Source organism: Frigoribacterium sp. SL97 (genome assembly GCF_026625765.1).
In the GTDB taxonomy this organism is placed as follows: domain Bacteria; phylum Actinomycetota; class Actinomycetes; order Actinomycetales; family Microbacteriaceae; genus Frigoribacterium.
Map to the genome: position 1 here is coordinate 3,485,795 of NZ_CP113062.1, position 18,111 is coordinate 3,503,905.

An 18,111-nucleotide genomic window follows, 5' to 3' on the forward strand; every position below is an offset into this window, starting at 1 on the left:
ACATAGACTGTCCTCGCCCACCCGCCGAGACCGAGGCGTCGTGAGCCCGCCCGCCACCGAGAGGTCCCGCATGTTGATAGGTGCCGTCGCCGACGACTTCACCGGAGCCACCGATCTCGCCTCGGGCTTCCGCCGCCGCGGCCTCGAGACGGTCGTCATCGTCGACCCCGCCGCCGTCGAGCCGGCGACGTACGCCGGCGTCGACGCGGTCGTGGTGGCCCTGAAGTCCCGCACGGCCCCGGTCGACGAGGCCGTCGCGCGGTCCACCGCCGCCCTGTCCTGGCTGGTCGAGGCGGGTGCCGAGCGGTTCGCCCTGAAGTACTGCTCGACCTTCGACTCGACCGACGAGGGCAACATCGGGCCCGTCCTCGACGCCTTCCGCGACCGGCTCGGGGTCGAGCGCGTGATCGTCGTCCCCGCGTTCCCCGCCAACGGCCGGACCGTCCGAGAGGGTCGCCTGTTCGTCGGCGACGACCTGCTCGAGGACTCGCCGATGCGTCACCACCCGTTGACGCCCATGACGCGCTCGAGGCTGCGCGACCTGCTCGCGCCGCAGACCCGGGCCACCGTCACCGAGGTCCCCCTGCAGGACGTCCGCGCCGGGGCCGACGCCCTCCGTTCGACCCTCGACGACGCGCCGGCCGGCTATCTCGTCGTCGACGCGGTGGACGACGACGACCTCGTGACCATCGGCCGCGCGACGGCACACCACCGCCTCCTCAGCGGCGGTGCGGGCCTCGCCCTCGGCGTCGGTGCCGACGACGCCCCCGCCCCCGCCCTGCCCGCCGAGTTCTCGCACGTGACCGGGCGCCGCCTGGTGGTCTGCGGTTCGGCGTCCGCCGCCACCCGTGGCCAGATCGCCCACGCGGCGGCCACGCACCCCACGCGCAAGGTCGACCTCGAGGCCGCCACGGCCGGCCCCGCGGCCGAGATCGCCGAGTTGACCGCGTGGGTGCGCGGCCTCGACGCCGACGCGGTCCCCGTCGTCTACTCGGTCGGCGACCCGTCCGACGTCGTGGCGGCCACCGACCGCGCCACGTCCGACGCCACCCCCGACGCGGCGGCCCTGGTCGAGACGGTCCTGTCGACCCTGGTGCACGACCTCGTCGCCGACGGCACCGTGGGGCGGGTCGTCGTCGCCGGTGGTGAGACCAGCGGCGCCGTCGTCACGGCGCTCGGGGCACCCGCCCTGGTCATCGGACCACCGCTCGGCCCCGGCGTCTGCTGGAGCGCCGCGACGACGAGCGGCGGCCGACCGGTCGCCCTCGTCCTGAAGAGCGGCAACTTCGGTGCCGCCGACCTGTTCTCGACCGCCTGGGAGGCCCTCTCGTGACCGCCACGACCACGAAGTCCGCAAAGACCGCGGCCGAACGACTCGTCGACGCCGGCCGCGCCCTCGTCGCCGCCGGTCTGAGCCCCGGCAGCTCGGGCAACGTCAGCGTCCGCGACGGTGAGCAGCTGCTGATGACCGGCACGGGCACCATGCTCGGGTCGCTCACGGTCGACGACCTCTCGGTGCTCGCCCTCGACGGCACGGTGCTCGCCGGCCCCAAGCCGTCGAAGGAGGTCGCCCTGCACCTGGCGCTCTACCTCAAGAACCCCGGGCACCGGGCCGTCGTGCACGTCCACTCCCCGTCCGCGGTCGCCCTGTCCTGCCTCGAGCCCTGGTCCGAGCACTGCGCCGTGCCCCCGCTGACGCCGTACTCGCTCATGCGGGTCGGCCAGGTCCCGCTGCTGCCCTTCGTCGCCCCCGGCGACCCGACCATGGGGTCGTTGGTCACCGACAGTCCGCTGCCGTTCCGCGCCGCACTGCTGTCGAACCACGGCAGCGTCGTGAGCGGCGAGGACGTCGACCGGGCCGTCCTCGGTGCCGTCGAGGTCGAGGAGGCCTGCCGGATCGCCCTGCTGACCCAGGGCGCCGACCGCCGCCTCATCCCCGCCGACCAGGTGGCCGCCATCACCGCGGCGTCGGGCATGCCGTGGACGGGTCCCACCGCACTAGGCTGACCGACGCGAGAAAGGCCGACGTGTCCCCCACAGCCCCCCTCATCCCCGAGCAGCGGCGCGAGAGCATCGTCGAGCACCTGCAGCGCGAGCGTGTCCTGAGCTACCGGCAGCTGACCGACCTCCTCGGCGTCAGCCAGATGACGGTCCGACGCGACGTCGCGACCCTCGAGGACGAGGGGCGCGTCACGGCCACGCCCGGCGGTGCCAAGCTCACCCCGCGACTGCTGGTCGAGGCGAGCCGGGACGTCAAGCAGGACGTCGACGTCGCCCAGAAACGGTCCATCGCCCGCGAGGCCGCGGCGCTCGTGCGCGACCACATGACCGTCTACCTCGACGCCGGCACGACCGTGCAGGCCATGCGCGAGCACCTCGACGACCTCACCGGCCTGACGGTCGTCACGAACGACCTCGCGACCGTCCGGTCGTTCTTCGACCACCCCGACGTCGACCTCATCGTCGTCGGGGGCCGGGTCGACAGCGCGAACCAGTCGACGCTGGGGCGGCTGACCCGGTTGACGCTCACCGAGCTGTCGCTCGACCTCGCCTTCATCTCGTCGAGTTCGTGGGACCTCACGCACGGCGTCACCACGCCGGTCGAGGCCAAGGTCGAGGTCAAGCGGGCCGCGCTCGAGGTCGCCGAACGCTCGGTGCTCGTCGCGGACAGTTCGAAGTACGGGCGCTTCGGCAAGTACCGTGCCCTCCGCCTGGCCGAACTCGACACGATCGTGACCGACGACCGCCTGGGCGACGAGGCGACGGCGGCCCTGGTCGACGCCGGTCTGGACCTCGTGGTCGCCGCCCCGGGCGAGCCCGCCTGACGCGAGTTCCCGGGGACGCAGGAGGCGCGGGTCACGCGACCCGCGCCTCCTGCGTCCCCGGCGGCCCGCCGCTCAGCGGGGGATGACCGAGAACAGGAACTTCTTCTTCACCATCACCCAGAGCAGCAGCACCGAGACCACGTGGACGATCGTGCCGACGACCACATCCGAGCGGTCCAGCCCGGGGATCGACGCGACGGCGAGCACGAAGAAGACCTGCCAGATGAACACGTAGAGGCTGGCCTGCCCGAGGGGGACGTAGAACCAGCCGAGGGCCGCCGAGATCGGCTTCCAGAACACCGTGAGGATCGCGTAGACGCAGACGACCACGAGGGCCACGTCGACCAGCCGGCCCCACTGCATGTCGACCCGCTGGTAGCCGGTCGCGTACAGGGTGTCGTAGAGGCCCGTCGGGATCGGCCCCGGGGCGAACCCGTAGGCGTGCCCGGCCCAGATCAGCGCGAGGAACCCGGCGTAGCCGACGACCCCCACGCCGACCAGCACCTTGCCGAGGCGGGTGGTCAGCGCCGTCACGATCCGACGCCGGTACCAGCCGATGACGAGACCGTGGGTGAAGAGCACCTGCCAGGCGAAGAGCGGGAACACCGGCTCGAACTGCGACGGCAGGAGGTGGACGTCGGGGAAGACCACGCCGACGGCGTAGACCGCCCAGCTGACCAGCAACACGGCCCACCAGGCACGCCGCTTGATCGCCCACATCAGGGCGGGGATCGTCAGGCTCAGCACGACGAACAGGCCCATGATGTTGAACGGCCACGGCCCCATCTCGAGCAGCAGCAGCTGACGGACCGCGTACCACGGCGGCGGGTAGTCGAGCAGGCGGTCGACGTTCGGGTAGAGGTCGTAGACCCGCCCCTCCGCCGAGCCGCCGGTCAGGCCCGTCCCGCGGTCGGTGAAGGTCGTGACCGCGTCCGTGTTCAGGAGCGGCACGAAGCTCAGCGCGAAGACGATCAGGATGACCGCGAGGGTCACGACGTACTGCTTGCGCGCCCGGACGAACGCGCCGATCGCGGCCGCCTTCTCGCCGTACTTCTTGATGCCGAGCGGGTAGACCATGCCGAGCACGATGCCGCTGAGGAACACGAACATCTCTGCGCCCGTGATCGCCCCGACGGCCTTCAGCGTGACGAACGAGAACGGCCCCGCGACCTCGATGTGCGTGATGACGACGGCCAGGATGATGAACCCGCGGAAGAGGTCGATGCGCAGGTCGCGACCGGGTGATCCGTCGTCGGGGTAGCGCCAGCGGGGCAGCAGGCGCCCGACGACGCCGCTCACCAGGAAGACCAGGGCGAGCACCACGGCACAGGCCACGATCCAGCCCATCTCGTCGCCGCCGCCGTCGCGGACCTGCACGGTCGCGGCGTCGCCGTCGGTCGAGGTCACGCGGTCGGTGACCGGCCCGAGGTCGATCCGGTCGGACGCCTCGAGGTCGGTGCGCAGCGCCCCGGCGATGCCCGACTCGGCCGTGGCCCGCCAGTCGACGGGTCGGTCGCCCGCCTCGGCCTCGTCCCGCTCGACCTCGAGCCAGGTGACGCCGGAGATCCGGTCGTGGGTCGGCAGGGCGTCCAGCACCTGACGCCACCAGCCCTGCTTGACGTCGAGCTCGGGGGCACCGTCGAACCCGGCGGCGTAGAGGGCGCCCGTGTCGAGCAGCATGGGTCGGTCGCGCCCCTCGGCGAAGCGCTCGTAGAACGTCGACGGCTGAGCCTCGGTGTAGCCCCAGGTCTCGTCGAAGCGTGCCTCGACCTCGCCCGCCGCCGGGGCCTGGTTCTCGACCAACGGCACCGACGTGCCGGCGGCCGTCGAGGCGCTGCCCTTGGCGAAGAAGAACATGGACTGGCCGACCCAGTCGACCGCGTCGTCGCCGGGGTAGTACGGCCCGTACGGGTCGTCGGCCTCGGTGACCCGCCCGTCGTCGTTCGTGTCGAGCAGGTCGACGTCGCTCGAGGGGGTCTCGGTGAGGCGGCCGACGGCGTCCGAGAACGGATAGCCCGCACCGTAGGACGGAGCCCACACCATGCGGGCCTGCGAGTCCCCGGCGTGCACGACGTCGGCGAGGGCCCGGAACGCCCCGACGAACGCCGTGGGCTGCTGCCCCCAGCGCTGCCAGTTGCCGTTCATCTCGGGCGCGAAGCGCACCAGCTGGAGCGTGCCGTACTGCCGGTCGATCTCGGTCAGCAGGTCGTCGGCCCGGCGCGCGTCCGCGGCGTCCAGGTCGGCGAGCCGCCCGGTGGGCTCCAGGCTGACCACGAGCACGGCGCCCTGGGCGGCCGCGGCACGGGCCGACCGGCGCCACTCCTCGACCGCGCCCTGGTCGAGCGGGTAGTCGATGTTGACGCCGTACAGCGACGGCGTCGCGCCGAGTCGACCGGCGTAGCCGTCGGGTCCGTCCGAGCCCCAGTCGAGGTCCGGGCCGAACCACGTGTCCGAGGGTTCAGGAGGCGCGGCGGCGGCCGACGCGGACGTCGCGTCCCCGAGCACCGCCGGCCCCAGCACCAGCGGCACGAACGCCGCGACGGCGAGCAGGGCCGCGCCGATCCGGTGGGCCGCCCGCCGACGTGGCACCGTCGCCGACGGGTGCCTCAGCGTCGGCACACGAGCGTCCACACGTTGCGGCCGTCCTCGTGGCGGTAGTCGAGGCTCTCGAGGCTGAGGAGCGCCAGGGCCAGGCCGCGACCGTCCTCGTCCTCGAGGTCGGCCATCGAGACGGCGCTGAGGTCGATCTCGCTGGGCATGCCGTTGTCGTGGAAGACGGCCGTCAGCCGGTCGTCGGTGGCGGAGAGCTCGAGGGTGAAGCGGCGACCGCGGTCGGCCTCGGACCGGCGCGAGTGCTCGACGACGTTCGCCGCGATCTCGACGATCGCGGTCTCGAACGAGAAGCGCGTCTCGAGCGAGTCGTCGCCGAGCGAGGTCCACCACGCCTCGAAGGCGTTCTGCACCAGGTCGATGCTCTCGGGTTCGACGGCCACGTCGATGACGACGGGGCCGGGACGCTCAGTCATCGAGGGCGGCCGAGACCGAGGCGCGGGGCTTGAGGATGCGGTCGAGGTTCGTGAGGCGCAGCACCATCGAGACCTGCTCGGTGGGGGCCACCAGCCGTAGGTCTCCCCCGGCCTGGCGTGCCGACTTGAGGCACGACACGAGGGCCCCGAGGCCCGACGAGTCCACGAAGGTCGTGCCCGAGAGGTCGACGATGATGAGGCGGTCGCCGGCCGCGAGACGCGCGGCCACCTCGTCGCGGAGTTGTGGTGTCGAGACCACGGTGAGGCGCCCCTGTGGGGAGAGCACGCAGCCGCCTTCGACGGCCTCGACGGTGACGGTCATCATGATTGTTCCTTGTCGTGGGGTGCCGAGGGCCCCGGGTAGAGAACGGCCCGGACGATGATGCTGAAGATCACCAGGTCGAAGAGCACCCAGGCGATGTTGACGAGCGGCGCGAGGCCCTCGGCCTGCCCGGTGGCGTAGCGGACGCCGACCAGGACGAGTGCGGCGACGAGGCAGGCGACGGCCCAGATCTGCGGTCGGACGAGGTCCCACCGGGGGCCGGTGGCCGCCTGCTTCGTCTTGGGCGTCACCGAGAAGCCGAGCGCGCGGCCGCGGTAGACGTTCTGGAACGCCGTGGTGACCGAGGCGATCCAGACCGGGAAGAGCGCCAGCGAGTACTGCTGCCCCCGCCAGGTCGGCCTGCCCGCCGCGACCACCCAGAAGAGCAGCTGGTTGAAGACCAGGAAGGGGATCAGGCGGGCGAAGAAGTCGACGCTGTAGGCCTGCACCGGCACGACGCCGAACGACAGGCAGAGCACGGGCGCCGCGATGTAGACCACGGCGGCGAAGCCCGAGAGGTAGCTCCACATGGTGGAGAAGTACATGAGGCGCTGACCCCACGACAGGCCCTTCTGCACGAGCGGGTTCTCGCGGAAGAACACCTGCATGGTGCCCTGGGCCCAGCGCAGTCGCTGCGTCATCATGGTCGCGAGGTCCTCGGGCGCGAGCCCGATCGCGAGGGTCTCGTCGTGGTAGACCGACCTCCAGCCCAACCCGTGGAGGCGCATCGCCGTGGCCATGTCCTCGGTGACCGAGATCGTGGCCAGGGGCATGATCGCCTGCGCCTCGGAGCCGCGGTCGACGTCGAGCGCCCCGACGAGCAGCGAGATCGACTCGATGGCGGCGAGCGGGGAGGACGACCGCTGCGCGAGCAGGTCGAGGGCCGCCTCGTCGAGGGCGTCGAACGTGTCGGGGCCGAGCGACATGGCGGCGAGCTCGGCGAGGTCGCCCTTCATGGCCGCGAGGTCGGCGTCGGCGAAACGGAAGGCGATCGTGTCGATGCTGCGCTGGAACCGGTAGGTGACGTCGCCGATGGACTCCCCCGCGGCGAACTCGGCGCGGGCCCGCTCGACCACGGTCTCGGCGTCGTCCAACGCCTCGAGCACGCGGGGCTGGCCGACGGCCTCTTCGCGTGCCCGCACCAGCAGCTTGCGCGACGTGCGGACGGCTCGACGCACGGCCGCCTCGACCTCGGTGACGTACCGCGCGACGCCCAGCTGCATCAGCGCCTCCCGACGGAGTACCGCGTTCGACCCGCAGAAGAAGGCGCTGTTCCAGCCGTCCTTGGACTGTTGGATGGGGCCGTAGAACAGCGGCGCCTGACTGCCCAGGGGGTCGGACTCCGGCACGTTCTCGAACCACTGCGGCGTCTGCACGAGAGCGATCCGCTCGTCCTTGAAGTAACCGAGGGTGCGGTCGAGGATCTCGGGCTTCGGCACCTGGTCGGCGTCGAGGATCAGCAGGAACTCGCCCTCGGTCGACAGGAGGGCGTTGTTGAGGTTGCCGGCCTTCGCGTGGCGCGGCCGGTCGGCCCAGTCGTCCGACCGGGTGATGACGCCGATGCCCGCGGCCTCGGCGGCGGCACGGATCTCGGGGCGACCCCCGTCGTCGAGGATCCACGTCGTGTGCGGGTAGTCGATGCGCTGCGCCGCGAGGGCGGTGCGCATGACGAGCTCGACCTCCTCGTTGTACGTGGTGACGAAGACGTCGACCGTGACCCGCGTCTCGAGGCCGTCGGGGTCGGGCGCGGTCGGCGGCTCGCCACGCTCACGCAGCCGCCAGGCCCCGAGGCCGAACAGCAGCGAGTCGATCACGCTGTACGTCTCGGCGAGGATCAGCGGCACCGCGATCCACCACGACGACCAGTTCACCGACGAGGTCCACCGCCAGACGATGTAGTTCAGGCCTGCGAGCGACGCCAGCAGGACCGCCACCCGGATCGTGACGATGCGGCGACCCGGGGTGGTCTGGTCGAGCAGCCGCTGGTCGCGGCGACTCAGGGTGTCGGTCACGCGCGACGGTCCATGACGACGACGGTGACGTCGTCGCGCGAGAGGCGTCGCTCGGTCAGGGCCGCCATCGATCCGAGCAGGCCGAGGCCGGCGGCGCCGTCGGCACCGCCGGTGGCGGGCCGTGTCGCGAGCCGCCCGACCTCGAGGGCCCAGTCGAACTCGTCGTCGAGGACGTCGAGGACGCCGTCGCTCATGACGATCAGCTGGTCGCCGACGCCGAGGCGGGTCGTCTCGGTGACGTGCTGTTGCTGCTCGTCGAGCCCGAGCGGCAGCCCCGTGCCCGCCAGGTGCTGCACGCTGCCGTCGGCCCGGACGATGATCGACAGCCCCGCCCCGGCGTCGACGAACGAGAGTTCGTCCGTGTCGAGGTCGAGGACGGCGTGGAAGTACGTGACGAACGTCCCGGTGCGCTGCAGGTCGGTCCGCACGGCTCGTTCGATGCGGTCGACCGCGAGGCCGAGTTCGGGTCCGGAGGCGACCTGCGGTGAGGCCGCACGACAGGCCGCCCGGACGGAGGACCCGATGATGGCCGCCCCGACGCCTTTGCCCATCACGTCGCCGACGGCCACGTGCACGAACCGGCCGATGAGTCCGTAGTCGTAGTAGTCGCCCCCGACGCTCAGCGAGGGCAGGCAGACGCCCTCGACACGGACGCCCTCGACCTCGAGGGGCTGGGCCGGCAACAGCGCCTGCTGCGTGGACCGGGCGGCCGAGGCGTCGGCGTCGGCGAGGAGCTCGACCTGGGCCCAGGCGGCCAGGTCGCGGAACTCGGCCATCTCGTCGTCCGAGAGCTGCCGGGGCTCGGCGTCCATGAGGCAGAACGACCCCACGACGTTGCCCGATCCGTCGCGCAGCGGGTGACCGGCGTAGAACCGCAGCCCGTTGTCGTTGAAGGCGCCCAGGTGGGCGAACCGCGGGTCGACGCGGGCGTCGTCGGTGGTGACGATCTCGCCCGAGTCGGTCACGAGGCTGCACGGGGTGTCGGTGCGCCCGGACTCGGGGTCGTCGAAGCCCGCCCGGCCGACGAAGAGCGCGCGCTCGTGGTCCATGACGGTGACCGACGACAGCGGCACCCCGAACACGGCCCGGGCGACGCGGGTCACGCGGTCGAGGCGGGCCTCGTGGCCCGACTCGACGATGCCGAGCGTCTCGACCGCTCGCTGCCGACGTTCTTCGCGGACTTCGTCCCTGATCACACGGCTCCCTCTCGCTGGGCGCGCCTGGTGGGAGCGTGCCGTCTCCGAACCCTGCAACGATGCCACAGAGCCCTCGCCACGTCATGCCCACCATTAGGGGGACACCGAGGAGGCGCGGTGCCGGTCGACGCATGACAAACCTTGCCATCGCGCCTAGGATCGGTCCATGGCCACCATGAACGTCTCGCTGCCCGACGGTCTGAAGCACTTCGTCGAGGCCCAGGTCGACGAGCGCGGTTACGGGACGAGCAGCGAGTTCATCCGCGAGCTGATCCGTCGTGAGCAGGCGCGCGCCCGCCTCCGCGAACTCGTGGTGGACGGCATGGCGTCCGGGGCGGGCTCGGACCTCGACGAGCAGTACCTCGACCGCCTCCGTGACCGCGTGCACCGCGCCGGGGCCGACCGCGCGTGAGCCGCCGCGTCGTGACCTCGCGACGCGCCGACCACGACATCGAGTCGGCCGTCGACCACTACCTCGACGAGGGGGCGCACGCAGCCGCGCTCGACTTCGTCGACGCCATCGACGACGCGCGGTCGCTCATCTCGGCGCATCCCACCCTGGGGTCGGCCCGGTTCGCCGTCGAGACCGGGATCGACGGCCTGCGGAGCCTGGCGCTCCGCCGCTTCCCGTTCGTGGTGCTCTACACCGACGACACGGACGCCATGCGGGTCCACCGGGTGCTGCACACCAGCCGAGACCTCCCGGTCGAGTTCTCCGGAGCCTGACGACCGAGGAGGCGCGGTGCCGGTCGACCGACACCGCGCCTCCTCGAGGCCTCGCGTCAGTCGAGGAAGTCGAAGACGAGATCGAGCGATCGGGCGGGATCGATCGGAGCGGTCGACCCTGCCGGGGCCGCGACGATGACGCTCAGGAGCCCGTGGGGCGTCAGCAGGATCGACCCGCCCCCGACGACCGGCGACCCGTCCTGGGCGGTCGCGACGAAGGCGCGCCCGCCGAAGGCGTCGGCCCGTTCGTCCTCGACCTGCTCGAGCGACAGCCCGTCGACGCCGCCCCCTGCGGGGACCTCGGCGTCCATGCCCGCCTGGTCGAGTTCCTGGACCGTGGCGATGAAGCCGACCCGGGACCCGTCGGCCTCGCTGGTCCACGTGCAGTTCGCCTCGTCGGACCCGATGGTCGAGGTCTCCGCCACGAGGGTCCGCCCCGTCACGAGATCGCCGAGGACGGCCCCCGCCGCCTCGCAGTCGGCCGGCAGGGTGAACTCGCCGGTCGGCTGGTCGGCGGCGTCCGCCGTGGCGGTCGCCTGCCCCGGGGACGACGACCGACCGGCGTCACCGGAGTCGGCACCGCCTCCGGTGCAGCCCGCAAGCAGGAAGGTCACGGCGACGGCTCCGACGACGGTCGAGAGTGCGGGCGTGGTGGTGGTGCGCATGGTGGTCCCCCGGTGGTGCGCCGGACCCCTTCCGACGACCGCCTCAGCCTAGACGGGTCGGTCCACCTCGGGGTGGGTCAGCTGCCGGGCCAGAAGCGGGTGACGAGGTCCTGGATGAACGGGATCAGGTCCTGCACCTGGTCGACGCCGGCGATCGCGACGGCCACGAGGGGCCACAGCGACACCACGAGCGTCGAGATCACGGCCGCCACCCCGAGCACCCAGGCCAGGGCACCGTTGCGCACCTTCACGATGAGCAGCAGCACGACCAAGGCGAGGACGTAACCGATGGCGATCGCCGCGACGATCGAGCCGACGGGCACGTCGAGGGCGCCGGCCGTGCCGCCGTCCGCCGCACCGATCAAGGTGAGCACGGGCAGCAGCACGCCGACGACGATCAGCACGCAGAGGACCACCGAGGTCACCAGGGCCGCCCAGACGGCCCGCGGGCGGGGGCGTCGGGTCGTCATCGTGGTGCGCCGCCCGAACATCACTTCTCCGTCGTGGCGACGTCGTCGCCGTCGACGACGACCTGCGCGTCGCTGTCGGAGTCGACCTCGACCGTGACCGTTCCGCCGTCGACCGTCACGGTGACGTCGGCACCGTCGGCGTCGCGGGCGTCGTGGGCGTCGCCCGAGGAGGCGCGGGTGGCGTCGCCGTCCGAGGCCCGGTTCTCGTCCACCGCGTCGGCCACGCCGTCCACGGCGTCGGCGGCCTTCGCGCGGGCGTCGGCGACGACCTCGGACGTCGTGTCCAGTGCGGCGTCGGTGGCGTCGGCGGTCGTCGAGCGGGCGTCGTCGCCACGGTCCGCCGCGGAGTCGAGGGCGTCGGCAGCAGCGTGCCGCGCCTGGTCGGCCACGTCGCGGGCATCGTCGGCGACGTCGTCCGCCTTGGCGGCCGCCTTCTCGCCGACCTCGCCCGCGGTGGCCTTCGCCTGCTCGGCGACCTCGCCGGCCTTGTCGCCCAGCTCGCGGGCCTTGTCGGACAGGTCGCCCGCGGCCGTCCGAGCCTTGTCGGACAGGTCGCCCGCGGCGGTCGCGGCGCGGTCGCGTGCCTCGCCGGCGGCGGCCTTGGTCTTCTCGCCGGCCTCCTTCGCCCGGTCGCCGGCGTCGGACACGGTCTGCTTCGCCTTGTCCGCGGCGGCGTTCACCTTGTCGGCGGCGTCCTCGTCCGAGTCGAACGGGCCGTGCACGTCCGTGACGGTGACGTTGACCGTGACCTCCTCGCCGTCGAGCTGCCCGACGGCGTGCTTGACCTGCGTGCGGACGGTGTCGGCGAGCGTGGTGACGTTCGTCGGGTACTCGGCGACGACGGCGATGTCGACCACGAGTCCCTCGTCGGTGGTGCCGGCGCGGACGCCGGGGACGGAGCCCGTGCCGATCGCCGTGCGCAGGGCGCCGGCGAGCCGCTGGGACGCGGTGCCGAGGGCGTGGACGCCCGAGACGCCGAGGACGGTGACGCCGATCGTGTGCTCGAGGACCTCTTCGGGTGAGGTGGCCCGGGTGGACGCCGCGGCGTCGATGTCGATGGGGGTGACGTGGTGGGTGGACTCGCTCATGAGACCGGCCTTTCATCGTGGAACGTGGGTGGGGCGACGGACGGCCCCCGTCCTCGGGTCGAGGGCGAGGGCCGTCCGTGCGGTGGGGCGAGGGAGGTCAGTCGAGCCGCGTCGCGGACGACATCTGGCTGCGCAGACCGCCGTTGATCTGGATCACGACGGGCGTCTCGGTCCCGAGGACGCCGTCCCAGTGGGCGACGGCCTGGTCGATGCTCCGGCGGATGTCGGTCGGCGAGACGCCGCGACGCGCGTTGGCGGTGACGCGCAGGACCGACTCGCGCTTGACGCGGAAGGCGGTCACGTCCACCGAGACGATGCCCGGGGTGTCGGCCAGCGCCTCCTCGAGGACCTGTTCGGCGACCTTCGCGTCGACGACCAGGCGACCACCGGTGGTCTGGTCGCGACGCGACCCCTCGTCGACGGTGAGCAACGTGCCGGTCTGGCCGTGTCCCTGTCGCAGGGCGAACCAGGCGAGCAGGACGATCAGCACGAGGCTGGCCGCCGCGACCACCCAGAGGATCCACGGTTGGTCGCCGAGGGCGTCGGTCGCGGGGCCCCTCGCATCGGAGGCACCCTGCGAGACGGTCTCTTGGACGTCGGGCAGAAGAGCCCCGACGGCGACGGCTCCGCCGGCGAGCAGCAGCACGAGGCCGATGACGAAGACGACGATGCGGTTCAGAGCGCGATTGGTGCTGTTCATGACCCGACCGTTCCTTTCTCGGACAGCTTGACCTTGTGACGCAGGGCCGGGCTGAAGTCGTAGGCGCCCAGTTCGTCGCGGACGGCCTCGTCGATGCTGCGGACGTCGGTCTGACGGCCGGAGGTGCGGGTGACCTCGATCAGGGCGCTGCGCTTGCCCACGCTGACGCTGACCTGCGAGGGGTCCACGTCGCCGGCGTAGCTCGCGGTGCGGGCCAGCGAGCGGGCGATGACCCGGTCGTCGACCACTGCCACGGTGCGCTCGGCCTTCGCGCCACGACGGCCACGACGGCCCGGCGCGAGCGACACGACGATCAGGACGAGCCCGATCAGCGCGACGACGACCGCGACGGCGGTCAGCACGCCGACCGGAGCACTCGCGGCGTCCAGGGTCGAACCGACGAGGTCGGTCGGCGCCAGGAGCAGCGGAGCCGTCCCGACGGCGGCGAGGACCGCCTCGGTGCCGATCCACGCCAGGGCGACGATCAGCAGGACGGCGAGGGTGATGGCGATGCCGGCCCGCGACGAGTGCGTCTCACGGCGCACGATGCGCTTGTAGAGCGATGCGGTGCTCATGCGACGCGCTTCCTCTCTCGGATGTCGGCACCGGTGATCTGCAGGTCGACCTTGTCGATGCTCGACCCGGTCAGCTGCAGCACGCGGTCACGGATGGTGGACTGGGCCGCCGTGAGGCGGTCCAGCAGGGTGCCCGAACGACGTTCGGAGACGCCCAGGGGCGAGACCCGGATGGGGGTCTTGGCGATCACGCTCAGAGCGCCGTCGTGGTCGGCCAGCTCGACCGACACCTTCGACGCGGAGACCTCGAGGGCCTCCGCGGTGACGGCCGAGACGACCCGACGCACGGCACGTGACGTGATCTTGTTCCGGCCGTGGAGGGCCCGGTCGGCCGTCACCGCCGCGGTCACGACGACCGCCGCCCGCGGAGTGCGTCGGCGAGGCCGCGGACGTCGAGCTTGCCCTCGACGACACGGCCGACGCCGAACCCGATCGCCATGGCGATCGCGACGAACACGAAGGCCCAGAAGCCGAAGGCCAGGGCGGTCAGCGCCAGGACGGCGCCGACCAGCATGCCGGTGGTCGTGGCGGTCACTTGACGCGGCTGTCGTCGGCGTCGTCGTCGTTGTCCTCGGACGGGATGTACACGTCGGAGACGGTGACGTTCACCTCGGTGACCTCCATGCCGACGACCTGCGAGATGGCGTCGGTGACGGACTTGCGCACGTCGTCGGCGACCTTCTGCAGCTCGACGGGGTACTCGGCGACGATGACGATGTCGGCGGCGACCTGCTTCTCGCCGACCTCGACCGAGACGCCCTGGCCGCGGTCCTGCTGGTTGATCACGTTGCGGATCGCGCCGATGGCACGGGCGGCACCGTTGCCCAGGTCGTGGACGCCGCGCACCTCGCGGGCCGCGATGCCGGCGACCTTCGAGACGACGCCCTCGGCGATGGTGTTCTTGCCGGCGGCGTGGGACTGCGTGGTCTTGGCAGCGGCGGTGCTGGTGGAGGGGGTCACGTTGCTCATGGTTGCTCCTTGCTCTGGACCGGTGGGACCGGTCGGTGTCGGGGTGCCCGTGAAGCGGGTCACATCATTCAGACGCACGGGGCACGGCAGGTGTCATGGTGGGTCAGCCAGCTTTCAGGGAACGATTCACCACCACTCACATTTCGGCCATCACGTCCCCCGATCCGGGCACGGGGTGGTAGTCAAGGGGCATGACGCGGGCCGTCCGGGCCTCGTCCCGGGGTCCCCCCCGCGTCCCGTCCCGCCGGGCCCAGTCCCGCCCGTCCGATCGCAGGAGGTCGTCATCACCACCGACGACCCCCTCCTCGACGCCGCGGACGCGACGTTGGCCGTGCGGGCCCGCGACGGCGACGTCCACGCCTACGAGGTCATCGCGCGCCGACACGGACCGCTGATGCGCGTGTACGCCGCGCGCCTCCTGGGCTCCGACCTCGAGTCGGACGACGTCGTGCAGGACGCCTTCATGACGGCCTGGCGACGCCTGGCCGACCTCGACGACCCGTCGCGGGTGCGCAACTGGCTGATGCGCATCGTCAGCAACAAGGCGGTCGACCGTCTGCGCGTGCGACGCGACCACGACGACGTCGACCGGCTCGAGGTGTCGGCCCCGCGCCACGAGACGCCCGAACGCGTGGTCGAGGCCCGGTTGCAGCTCGACGCCATGTGGTCGGCCCTCGACAAGCTCCCCCTCGACCAGCGACGGTGTTGGCTGTTGCGTGAGACCGCCGACTACTCGTACGCGGACATCGCCGAGGCCCTCGACCTGCCCGTCTCGACGGTCCGGGGCAAGATCGCGCGGGCCCGGGTGTTCCTCATGACCGAGATGGAGGCGTGGCGATGACGACCGACGACCGCTCCCCCCTCGACGTGCCCGAGGACGACGACACGGTGGACGGCATCCCCGCCGACCGCCTCGCGGACTACCTCGACGCCGGACGCATGCCCCGCGACCCGGCCATCGAGGGCTCGGCGGCCTGCCGCCTGTACCTGCAGTCGTTGGCCCGGGTGCACGACCTGTCCCGCGCCTCCCTCGAGCACGAGGCCCGCCGCGAACCCGACCGGGACGGCGCCTGGATCGACGGCCTCCTCGACTCGATCCGTCGAGAGGTCGTCGGCGGCCGGGTGATCCCGATCGGCCACCCCGACCCCGCGGTCCGGTTGAGCGTCACCGAGGCCGCGGCGCGCGGGCTCGTGCGACGGGCGGGCGACGAGCAGTCCGGCGTCGTGCTCGGGTCGACGACCTTCGACGGCGACCTGACGACGGCGGGGGCCGACGTGGTCGTGCGGGTGACCGCCGCGGCCCGGTACGGACTCGACCTCGGCGCCGTCGCGGACGAGCTGCGCACCCGCATCACCGAGACGCTGACGCGGCACACCGGGCTGACCGTCGTCCGGGTCGACGTGCTCGTCGACGACGTCTTCGTGGCGAGAGAGGACGAGCGATGAGCGACGACCTGCTCTCCCGTGACCTGACCGAGGTGCTGCGCGGCGTCGAGGGCGTGGTCGACGTGTTCGACGCGCACCCCGTCGTCGAGGGGGCGGTGCGGGCCGTCGCGGCCGGCCTCGACCTCGCGGGCTCGACCGGCCTCGTCGAGATCTCGCGGGCGGCCGGTTCGGTGTCCGTCACCGCCCACGTGGCGACCGGACTCGACGTCCCGACGCCCGAGACGCTGGCCCGGGCGGCCGACGCGCTGCGGGGACGCCTGGCCGCCTCCGGCGTGACGGGCGACGTCGTGGTGTCGGTCTCGGCCCGTCTGGTCGACGCATCCCGCTGACCGCGGGACGACGAGGAGGCGCGGTGCCGGTCCGACCGACACCGCGCCTCCTGCGCGTCAGCGCTCTCTCGTGAGCCGCTGCGGGTGGTGCTGGTGCTGCTACTTGATGGCGGCGCGGATCTCGGCGGCGGCACCGGCGACGTCGTCGGCCGAGTAGATCGCGGCACCGGCGACGGCGACGTCGGCTCCGGCGTCCTGGACCGAGCCGACCGTGGCGGCCTTGACGCCACCGGCGACCGAGAACGGCACGCCCGAGGCCTTGCCGGCCTCGAGCAGCTTCTCGAAGGTGAAGCCTTCTTCGGCCTGCTCGTCGAGCCCGGCGTGCATCTCGACGAACTCGGCGCCGAGCGCGACGACCTCCTTGGCACGGGCGGCCTTGTCGCCGACGCCGATGAGGTCGACGACGATGCCCTTGCCGTGGGCCTTGGCCGCCTTGACGGCACCAGCGATGGTGCTGTCACCGGCGACGCCGAGCACGGTCACCAGGTCGGCGCCGGCCTTGAACGCCTCGCCCGCCTCGAGCTCGCCCGCATCCATCGTCTTGAGGTCGGCGAAGACGATCTTGTCGGGGTGCGCCTCTTTGATCGCGGTGATGGCGCGGAAGCCCTCGGCCTTGATCAGTGGAGTGCCGAGCTCGATGATGTCGACGCTCGGCGCGGCGGCGGCGGCCAGCTCGAGGGCGGCGTCGGTGGTCAGGGTGTCCATGGCGAACTGCAGCTTCATGTGGTGCTCCTCGTGGGGGCGACGGGGCCCGATCGGGCCTCTGGTACGTCGTCGATCCCGTCGCCTTCGATCCTGGTCCGACGATGCTGTGAGAGCAGCCCCTCGACGGGGGCGTCCCACCCATCCGTTCGGGTAGGGAGGGTGGCGTCGGGTAGGCGGACGCCTAGGGTGGGCGCATGAGCCACACCGTGCACGACGTCCCCGGTCGGGCCGGTTCCGACACCCTGGCCCGGACCCTGGCGTCCGAGCACGCGCGGGCGACCGCCGACCTGGTCGACCGGCATGCGATGACGCTCGAGTCCGTGCTGGCCGCCCTGCGCTCACGACGCCTCGACGACCGGGCGGCACGGGCCGAGGCCATCGACGTCGCGGCGGGGGCCCTGGTCGCCCTCCGGACGGGGTCCGACCGCGACCGCGGGACCACCCTCGAACCGGTCGTCGGGGCCTTCGCGCGCCTCCGGTCCGACCTGCGGCCGCTCGTGCGCTTCGGCGACCTGGACGTCCAGTTCGTCGAGCCTCCGGCGACGGGTCGGGCCCTGCCGGGCGACGTCGCGCACGTGGCCCGGGCCGTCGTCCGGAACGCCGTGCTCGCCTTCGTCGACGCGGGGGACGCACGTCGGGTGCGCATCCAGTGGGACTGCGACGGCCTGAACCTGCTGATCGCGATCCGTGACGACGGCGCGGGCGAGTTGACGGCACACGACGACGCGCTGCGGCCGATCACCGAGCAGGTCTCGGGGGTCGGGGGCGAGCTGACGGTGGCGTCGACCGTGGGGTGGGGCTCGGAGTTGACGGTGCGCCTGCCGCTCGACCCGCCGCCGTCGAACGAGCCGTGGGAGCTGGTCGCGGCCCTGAGCGAGCGGGAACGCGAGGTGCTGCACCGGGTCGCGGCCGGCGACCGGAACCGCGACATCGCGGCGGTGCTCGGCATCAGCGACAACACGGTGAAGTTCCACGTGTCGAACCTGTTGCGCAAGCTCGGGGCCCGCAGCCGCACCGAGCTCGCCGCCCTCGCCTCGTCCCCCTGACCCGGAGGCGG

At 72.4% G+C, this 18,111-nt stretch carries 23 protein-coding genes; 9 read left to right on the plus strand and 14 right to left on the minus strand.

Annotated features, from left to right (window positions below; all coding sequences use genetic code 11):
• Positions 1 to 40 precede the first annotated feature (40 nt).
• From otnK to OVA02_RS16970, 3 genes are read left to right on the plus strand one after another with little or no spacing between them, the layout of a single operon-like run.
• Entirely contained in the window at positions 41 to 1,333 is a 1,293-nt protein-coding gene (otnK, locus tag OVA02_RS16960) for a 3-oxo-tetronate kinase (RefSeq protein ID WP_267658899.1), read from the plus strand.
• Positions 1,330 to 2,007: a class II aldolase/adducin family protein gene (locus tag OVA02_RS16965; protein ID WP_159825724.1), complete on the plus strand. Its 678-nt coding sequence runs from the start codon at positions 1,330 to 1,332 to the stop codon at positions 2,005 to 2,007. The genes otnK and OVA02_RS16965 overlap by 4 nt, the downstream gene beginning before the upstream one ends.
• 20 nt (positions 2,008 to 2,027) lie before the next feature.
• On the plus strand, positions 2,028 to 2,825 hold the full coding sequence (locus OVA02_RS16970) for a DeoR/GlpR family DNA-binding transcription regulator (protein ID WP_056047159.1): 798 nt from the start codon (positions 2,028 to 2,030) through the stop codon (positions 2,823 to 2,825).
• 72 nt (positions 2,826 to 2,897) lie between these two features.
• On the opposite strand, the gene opgC is transcribed toward OVA02_RS16970, so the two are convergent.
• From opgC to OVA02_RS16995, 5 genes are read right to left on the minus strand one after another with little or no spacing between them, the layout of a single operon-like run.
• Complete coding sequence (opgC, locus tag OVA02_RS16975; protein ID WP_267658900.1) at positions 2,898 to 5,444, minus strand: OpgC domain-containing protein; 2,547 nt, start codon at positions 5,442 to 5,444, stop codon at positions 2,898 to 2,900.
• Entirely contained in the window at positions 5,432 to 5,851 is a 420-nt protein-coding gene (locus tag OVA02_RS16980; RefSeq protein WP_082460371.1) for an ATP-binding protein, read from the minus strand. Before OVA02_RS16980 ends, opgC begins: the two co-directional genes overlap by 13 nt.
• Complete coding sequence (locus OVA02_RS16985; protein WP_056047165.1) at positions 5,844 to 6,176, minus strand: STAS domain-containing protein; 333 nt, start codon at positions 6,174 to 6,176, stop codon at positions 5,844 to 5,846. Before OVA02_RS16985 ends, OVA02_RS16980 begins: the two co-directional genes overlap by 8 nt.
• Positions 6,173 to 8,122: a glycosyltransferase gene (locus tag OVA02_RS16990; protein WP_267659719.1), complete on the minus strand. Its 1,950-nt coding sequence runs from the start codon at positions 8,120 to 8,122 to the stop codon at positions 6,173 to 6,175. The genes OVA02_RS16985 and OVA02_RS16990 overlap by 4 nt, the downstream gene beginning before the upstream one ends.
• A gap of 59 nt (positions 8,123 to 8,181) precedes the next feature.
• Positions 8,182 to 9,381: a GAF domain-containing SpoIIE family protein phosphatase gene (locus OVA02_RS16995; protein ID WP_267658901.1), complete on the minus strand. Its 1,200-nt coding sequence runs from the start codon at positions 9,379 to 9,381 to the stop codon at positions 8,182 to 8,184.
• 166 nt (positions 9,382 to 9,547) lie between these two features.
• On the opposite strand from OVA02_RS16995, the gene OVA02_RS17000 reads away from it, so the two are divergent.
• Together OVA02_RS17000 and OVA02_RS17005 are read left to right on the plus strand one after the other, a co-directional pair.
• A complete protein-coding gene (locus tag OVA02_RS17000; RefSeq protein ID WP_056047170.1) occupies positions 9,548 to 9,793 on the plus strand; it encodes a ribbon-helix-helix domain-containing protein in 246 nt (81 codons plus the stop codon).
• 11 nt (positions 9,794 to 9,804) lie between these two features.
• The gene (locus OVA02_RS17005) at positions 9,805 to 10,107 is read left to right on the plus strand and encodes a type II toxin-antitoxin system RelE/ParE family toxin (protein ID WP_235452697.1); all 303 of its coding nucleotides are present in this window, start codon (positions 9,805 to 9,807) and stop codon (positions 10,105 to 10,107) included.
• Positions 10,108 to 10,163: 56 nt separating this feature from the next.
• On the opposite strand, the gene OVA02_RS17010 is transcribed toward OVA02_RS17005, so the two are convergent.
• The 8 genes from OVA02_RS17010 to OVA02_RS17045 form a co-directional block, all read right to left on the minus strand.
• On the minus strand, positions 10,164 to 10,772 hold the full coding sequence (locus OVA02_RS17010) for a hypothetical protein (RefSeq protein ID WP_267658902.1): 609 nt from the start codon (positions 10,770 to 10,772) through the stop codon (positions 10,164 to 10,166).
• Between the two features lie 77 nt (positions 10,773 to 10,849).
• Positions 10,850 to 11,242: a hypothetical protein gene (locus tag OVA02_RS17015; protein WP_267658903.1), complete on the minus strand. Its 393-nt coding sequence runs from the start codon at positions 11,240 to 11,242 to the stop codon at positions 10,850 to 10,852.
• Positions 11,243 to 11,262: 20 nt separating this feature from the next.
• Positions 11,263 to 12,330 (minus strand): Asp23/Gls24 family envelope stress response protein, encoded by a 1,068-nt coding sequence (locus OVA02_RS17020; protein ID WP_267658904.1) that lies wholly within the window; start codon positions 12,328 to 12,330, stop codon positions 11,263 to 11,265.
• Between the two features lie 97 nt (positions 12,331 to 12,427).
• Positions 12,428 to 13,030: a hypothetical protein gene (locus OVA02_RS17025; RefSeq protein ID WP_159825710.1), complete on the minus strand. Its 603-nt coding sequence runs from the start codon at positions 13,028 to 13,030 to the stop codon at positions 12,428 to 12,430.
• The gene (locus tag OVA02_RS17030; RefSeq protein WP_056047190.1) at positions 13,027 to 13,605 is read right to left on the minus strand and encodes a DUF6286 domain-containing protein; all 579 of its coding nucleotides are present in this window, start codon (positions 13,603 to 13,605) and stop codon (positions 13,027 to 13,029) included. The genes OVA02_RS17025 and OVA02_RS17030 overlap by 4 nt, the downstream gene beginning before the upstream one ends.
• Positions 13,602 to 13,955: a hypothetical protein gene (locus tag OVA02_RS17035; RefSeq protein WP_043597627.1), complete on the minus strand. Its 354-nt coding sequence runs from the start codon at positions 13,953 to 13,955 to the stop codon at positions 13,602 to 13,604. Before OVA02_RS17035 ends, OVA02_RS17030 begins: the two co-directional genes overlap by 4 nt.
• A complete protein-coding gene (locus OVA02_RS17040) occupies positions 13,952 to 14,140 on the minus strand; it encodes a DUF2273 domain-containing protein (RefSeq protein ID WP_043597628.1) in 189 nt (62 codons plus the stop codon). The genes OVA02_RS17035 and OVA02_RS17040 overlap by 4 nt, the downstream gene beginning before the upstream one ends.
• Positions 14,137 to 14,574, minus strand: coding sequence for an Asp23/Gls24 family envelope stress response protein (locus tag OVA02_RS17045; protein WP_056047193.1), 438 nt, complete (start codon positions 14,572 to 14,574; stop codon positions 14,137 to 14,139). The genes OVA02_RS17040 and OVA02_RS17045 overlap by 4 nt, the downstream gene beginning before the upstream one ends.
• 331 nt (positions 14,575 to 14,905) lie before the next feature.
• Here OVA02_RS17045 and OVA02_RS17050 point away from each other — a divergent pair, with 331 nt between their 5' ends.
• The 3 genes from OVA02_RS17050 to OVA02_RS17060 are packed head-to-tail and all read left to right on the plus strand — an operon-like array spanning position 14,906 to position 16,349.
• Positions 14,906 to 15,415, plus strand: a complete 510-nt coding sequence (locus tag OVA02_RS17050) for an RNA polymerase sigma factor (protein WP_324289782.1) — start codon at positions 14,906 to 14,908, stop codon at positions 15,413 to 15,415.
• On the plus strand, positions 15,412 to 16,020 hold the full coding sequence (locus OVA02_RS17055; RefSeq protein WP_267658905.1) for an Asp23/Gls24 family envelope stress response protein: 609 nt from the start codon (positions 15,412 to 15,414) through the stop codon (positions 16,018 to 16,020). Before OVA02_RS17050 ends, OVA02_RS17055 begins: the two co-directional genes overlap by 4 nt.
• Entirely contained in the window at positions 16,017 to 16,349 is a 333-nt protein-coding gene (locus OVA02_RS17060) for a hypothetical protein (protein WP_056047198.1), read from the plus strand. Before OVA02_RS17055 ends, OVA02_RS17060 begins: the two co-directional genes overlap by 4 nt.
• A gap of 99 nt (positions 16,350 to 16,448) precedes the next feature.
• On the opposite strand, the gene hxlA is transcribed toward OVA02_RS17060, so the two are convergent.
• On the minus strand, positions 16,449 to 17,072 hold the full coding sequence (gene hxlA / locus OVA02_RS17065; protein ID WP_043597635.1) for a 3-hexulose-6-phosphate synthase: 624 nt from the start codon (positions 17,070 to 17,072) through the stop codon (positions 16,449 to 16,451).
• 176 nt (positions 17,073 to 17,248) lie between these two features.
• Here hxlA and OVA02_RS17070 point away from each other — a divergent pair, with 176 nt between their 5' ends.
• Positions 17,249 to 18,100: a helix-turn-helix transcriptional regulator gene (locus OVA02_RS17070; protein ID WP_249408455.1), complete on the plus strand. Its 852-nt coding sequence runs from the start codon at positions 17,249 to 17,251 to the stop codon at positions 18,098 to 18,100.
• Positions 18,101 to 18,111: the final 11 nt, after the last annotated feature.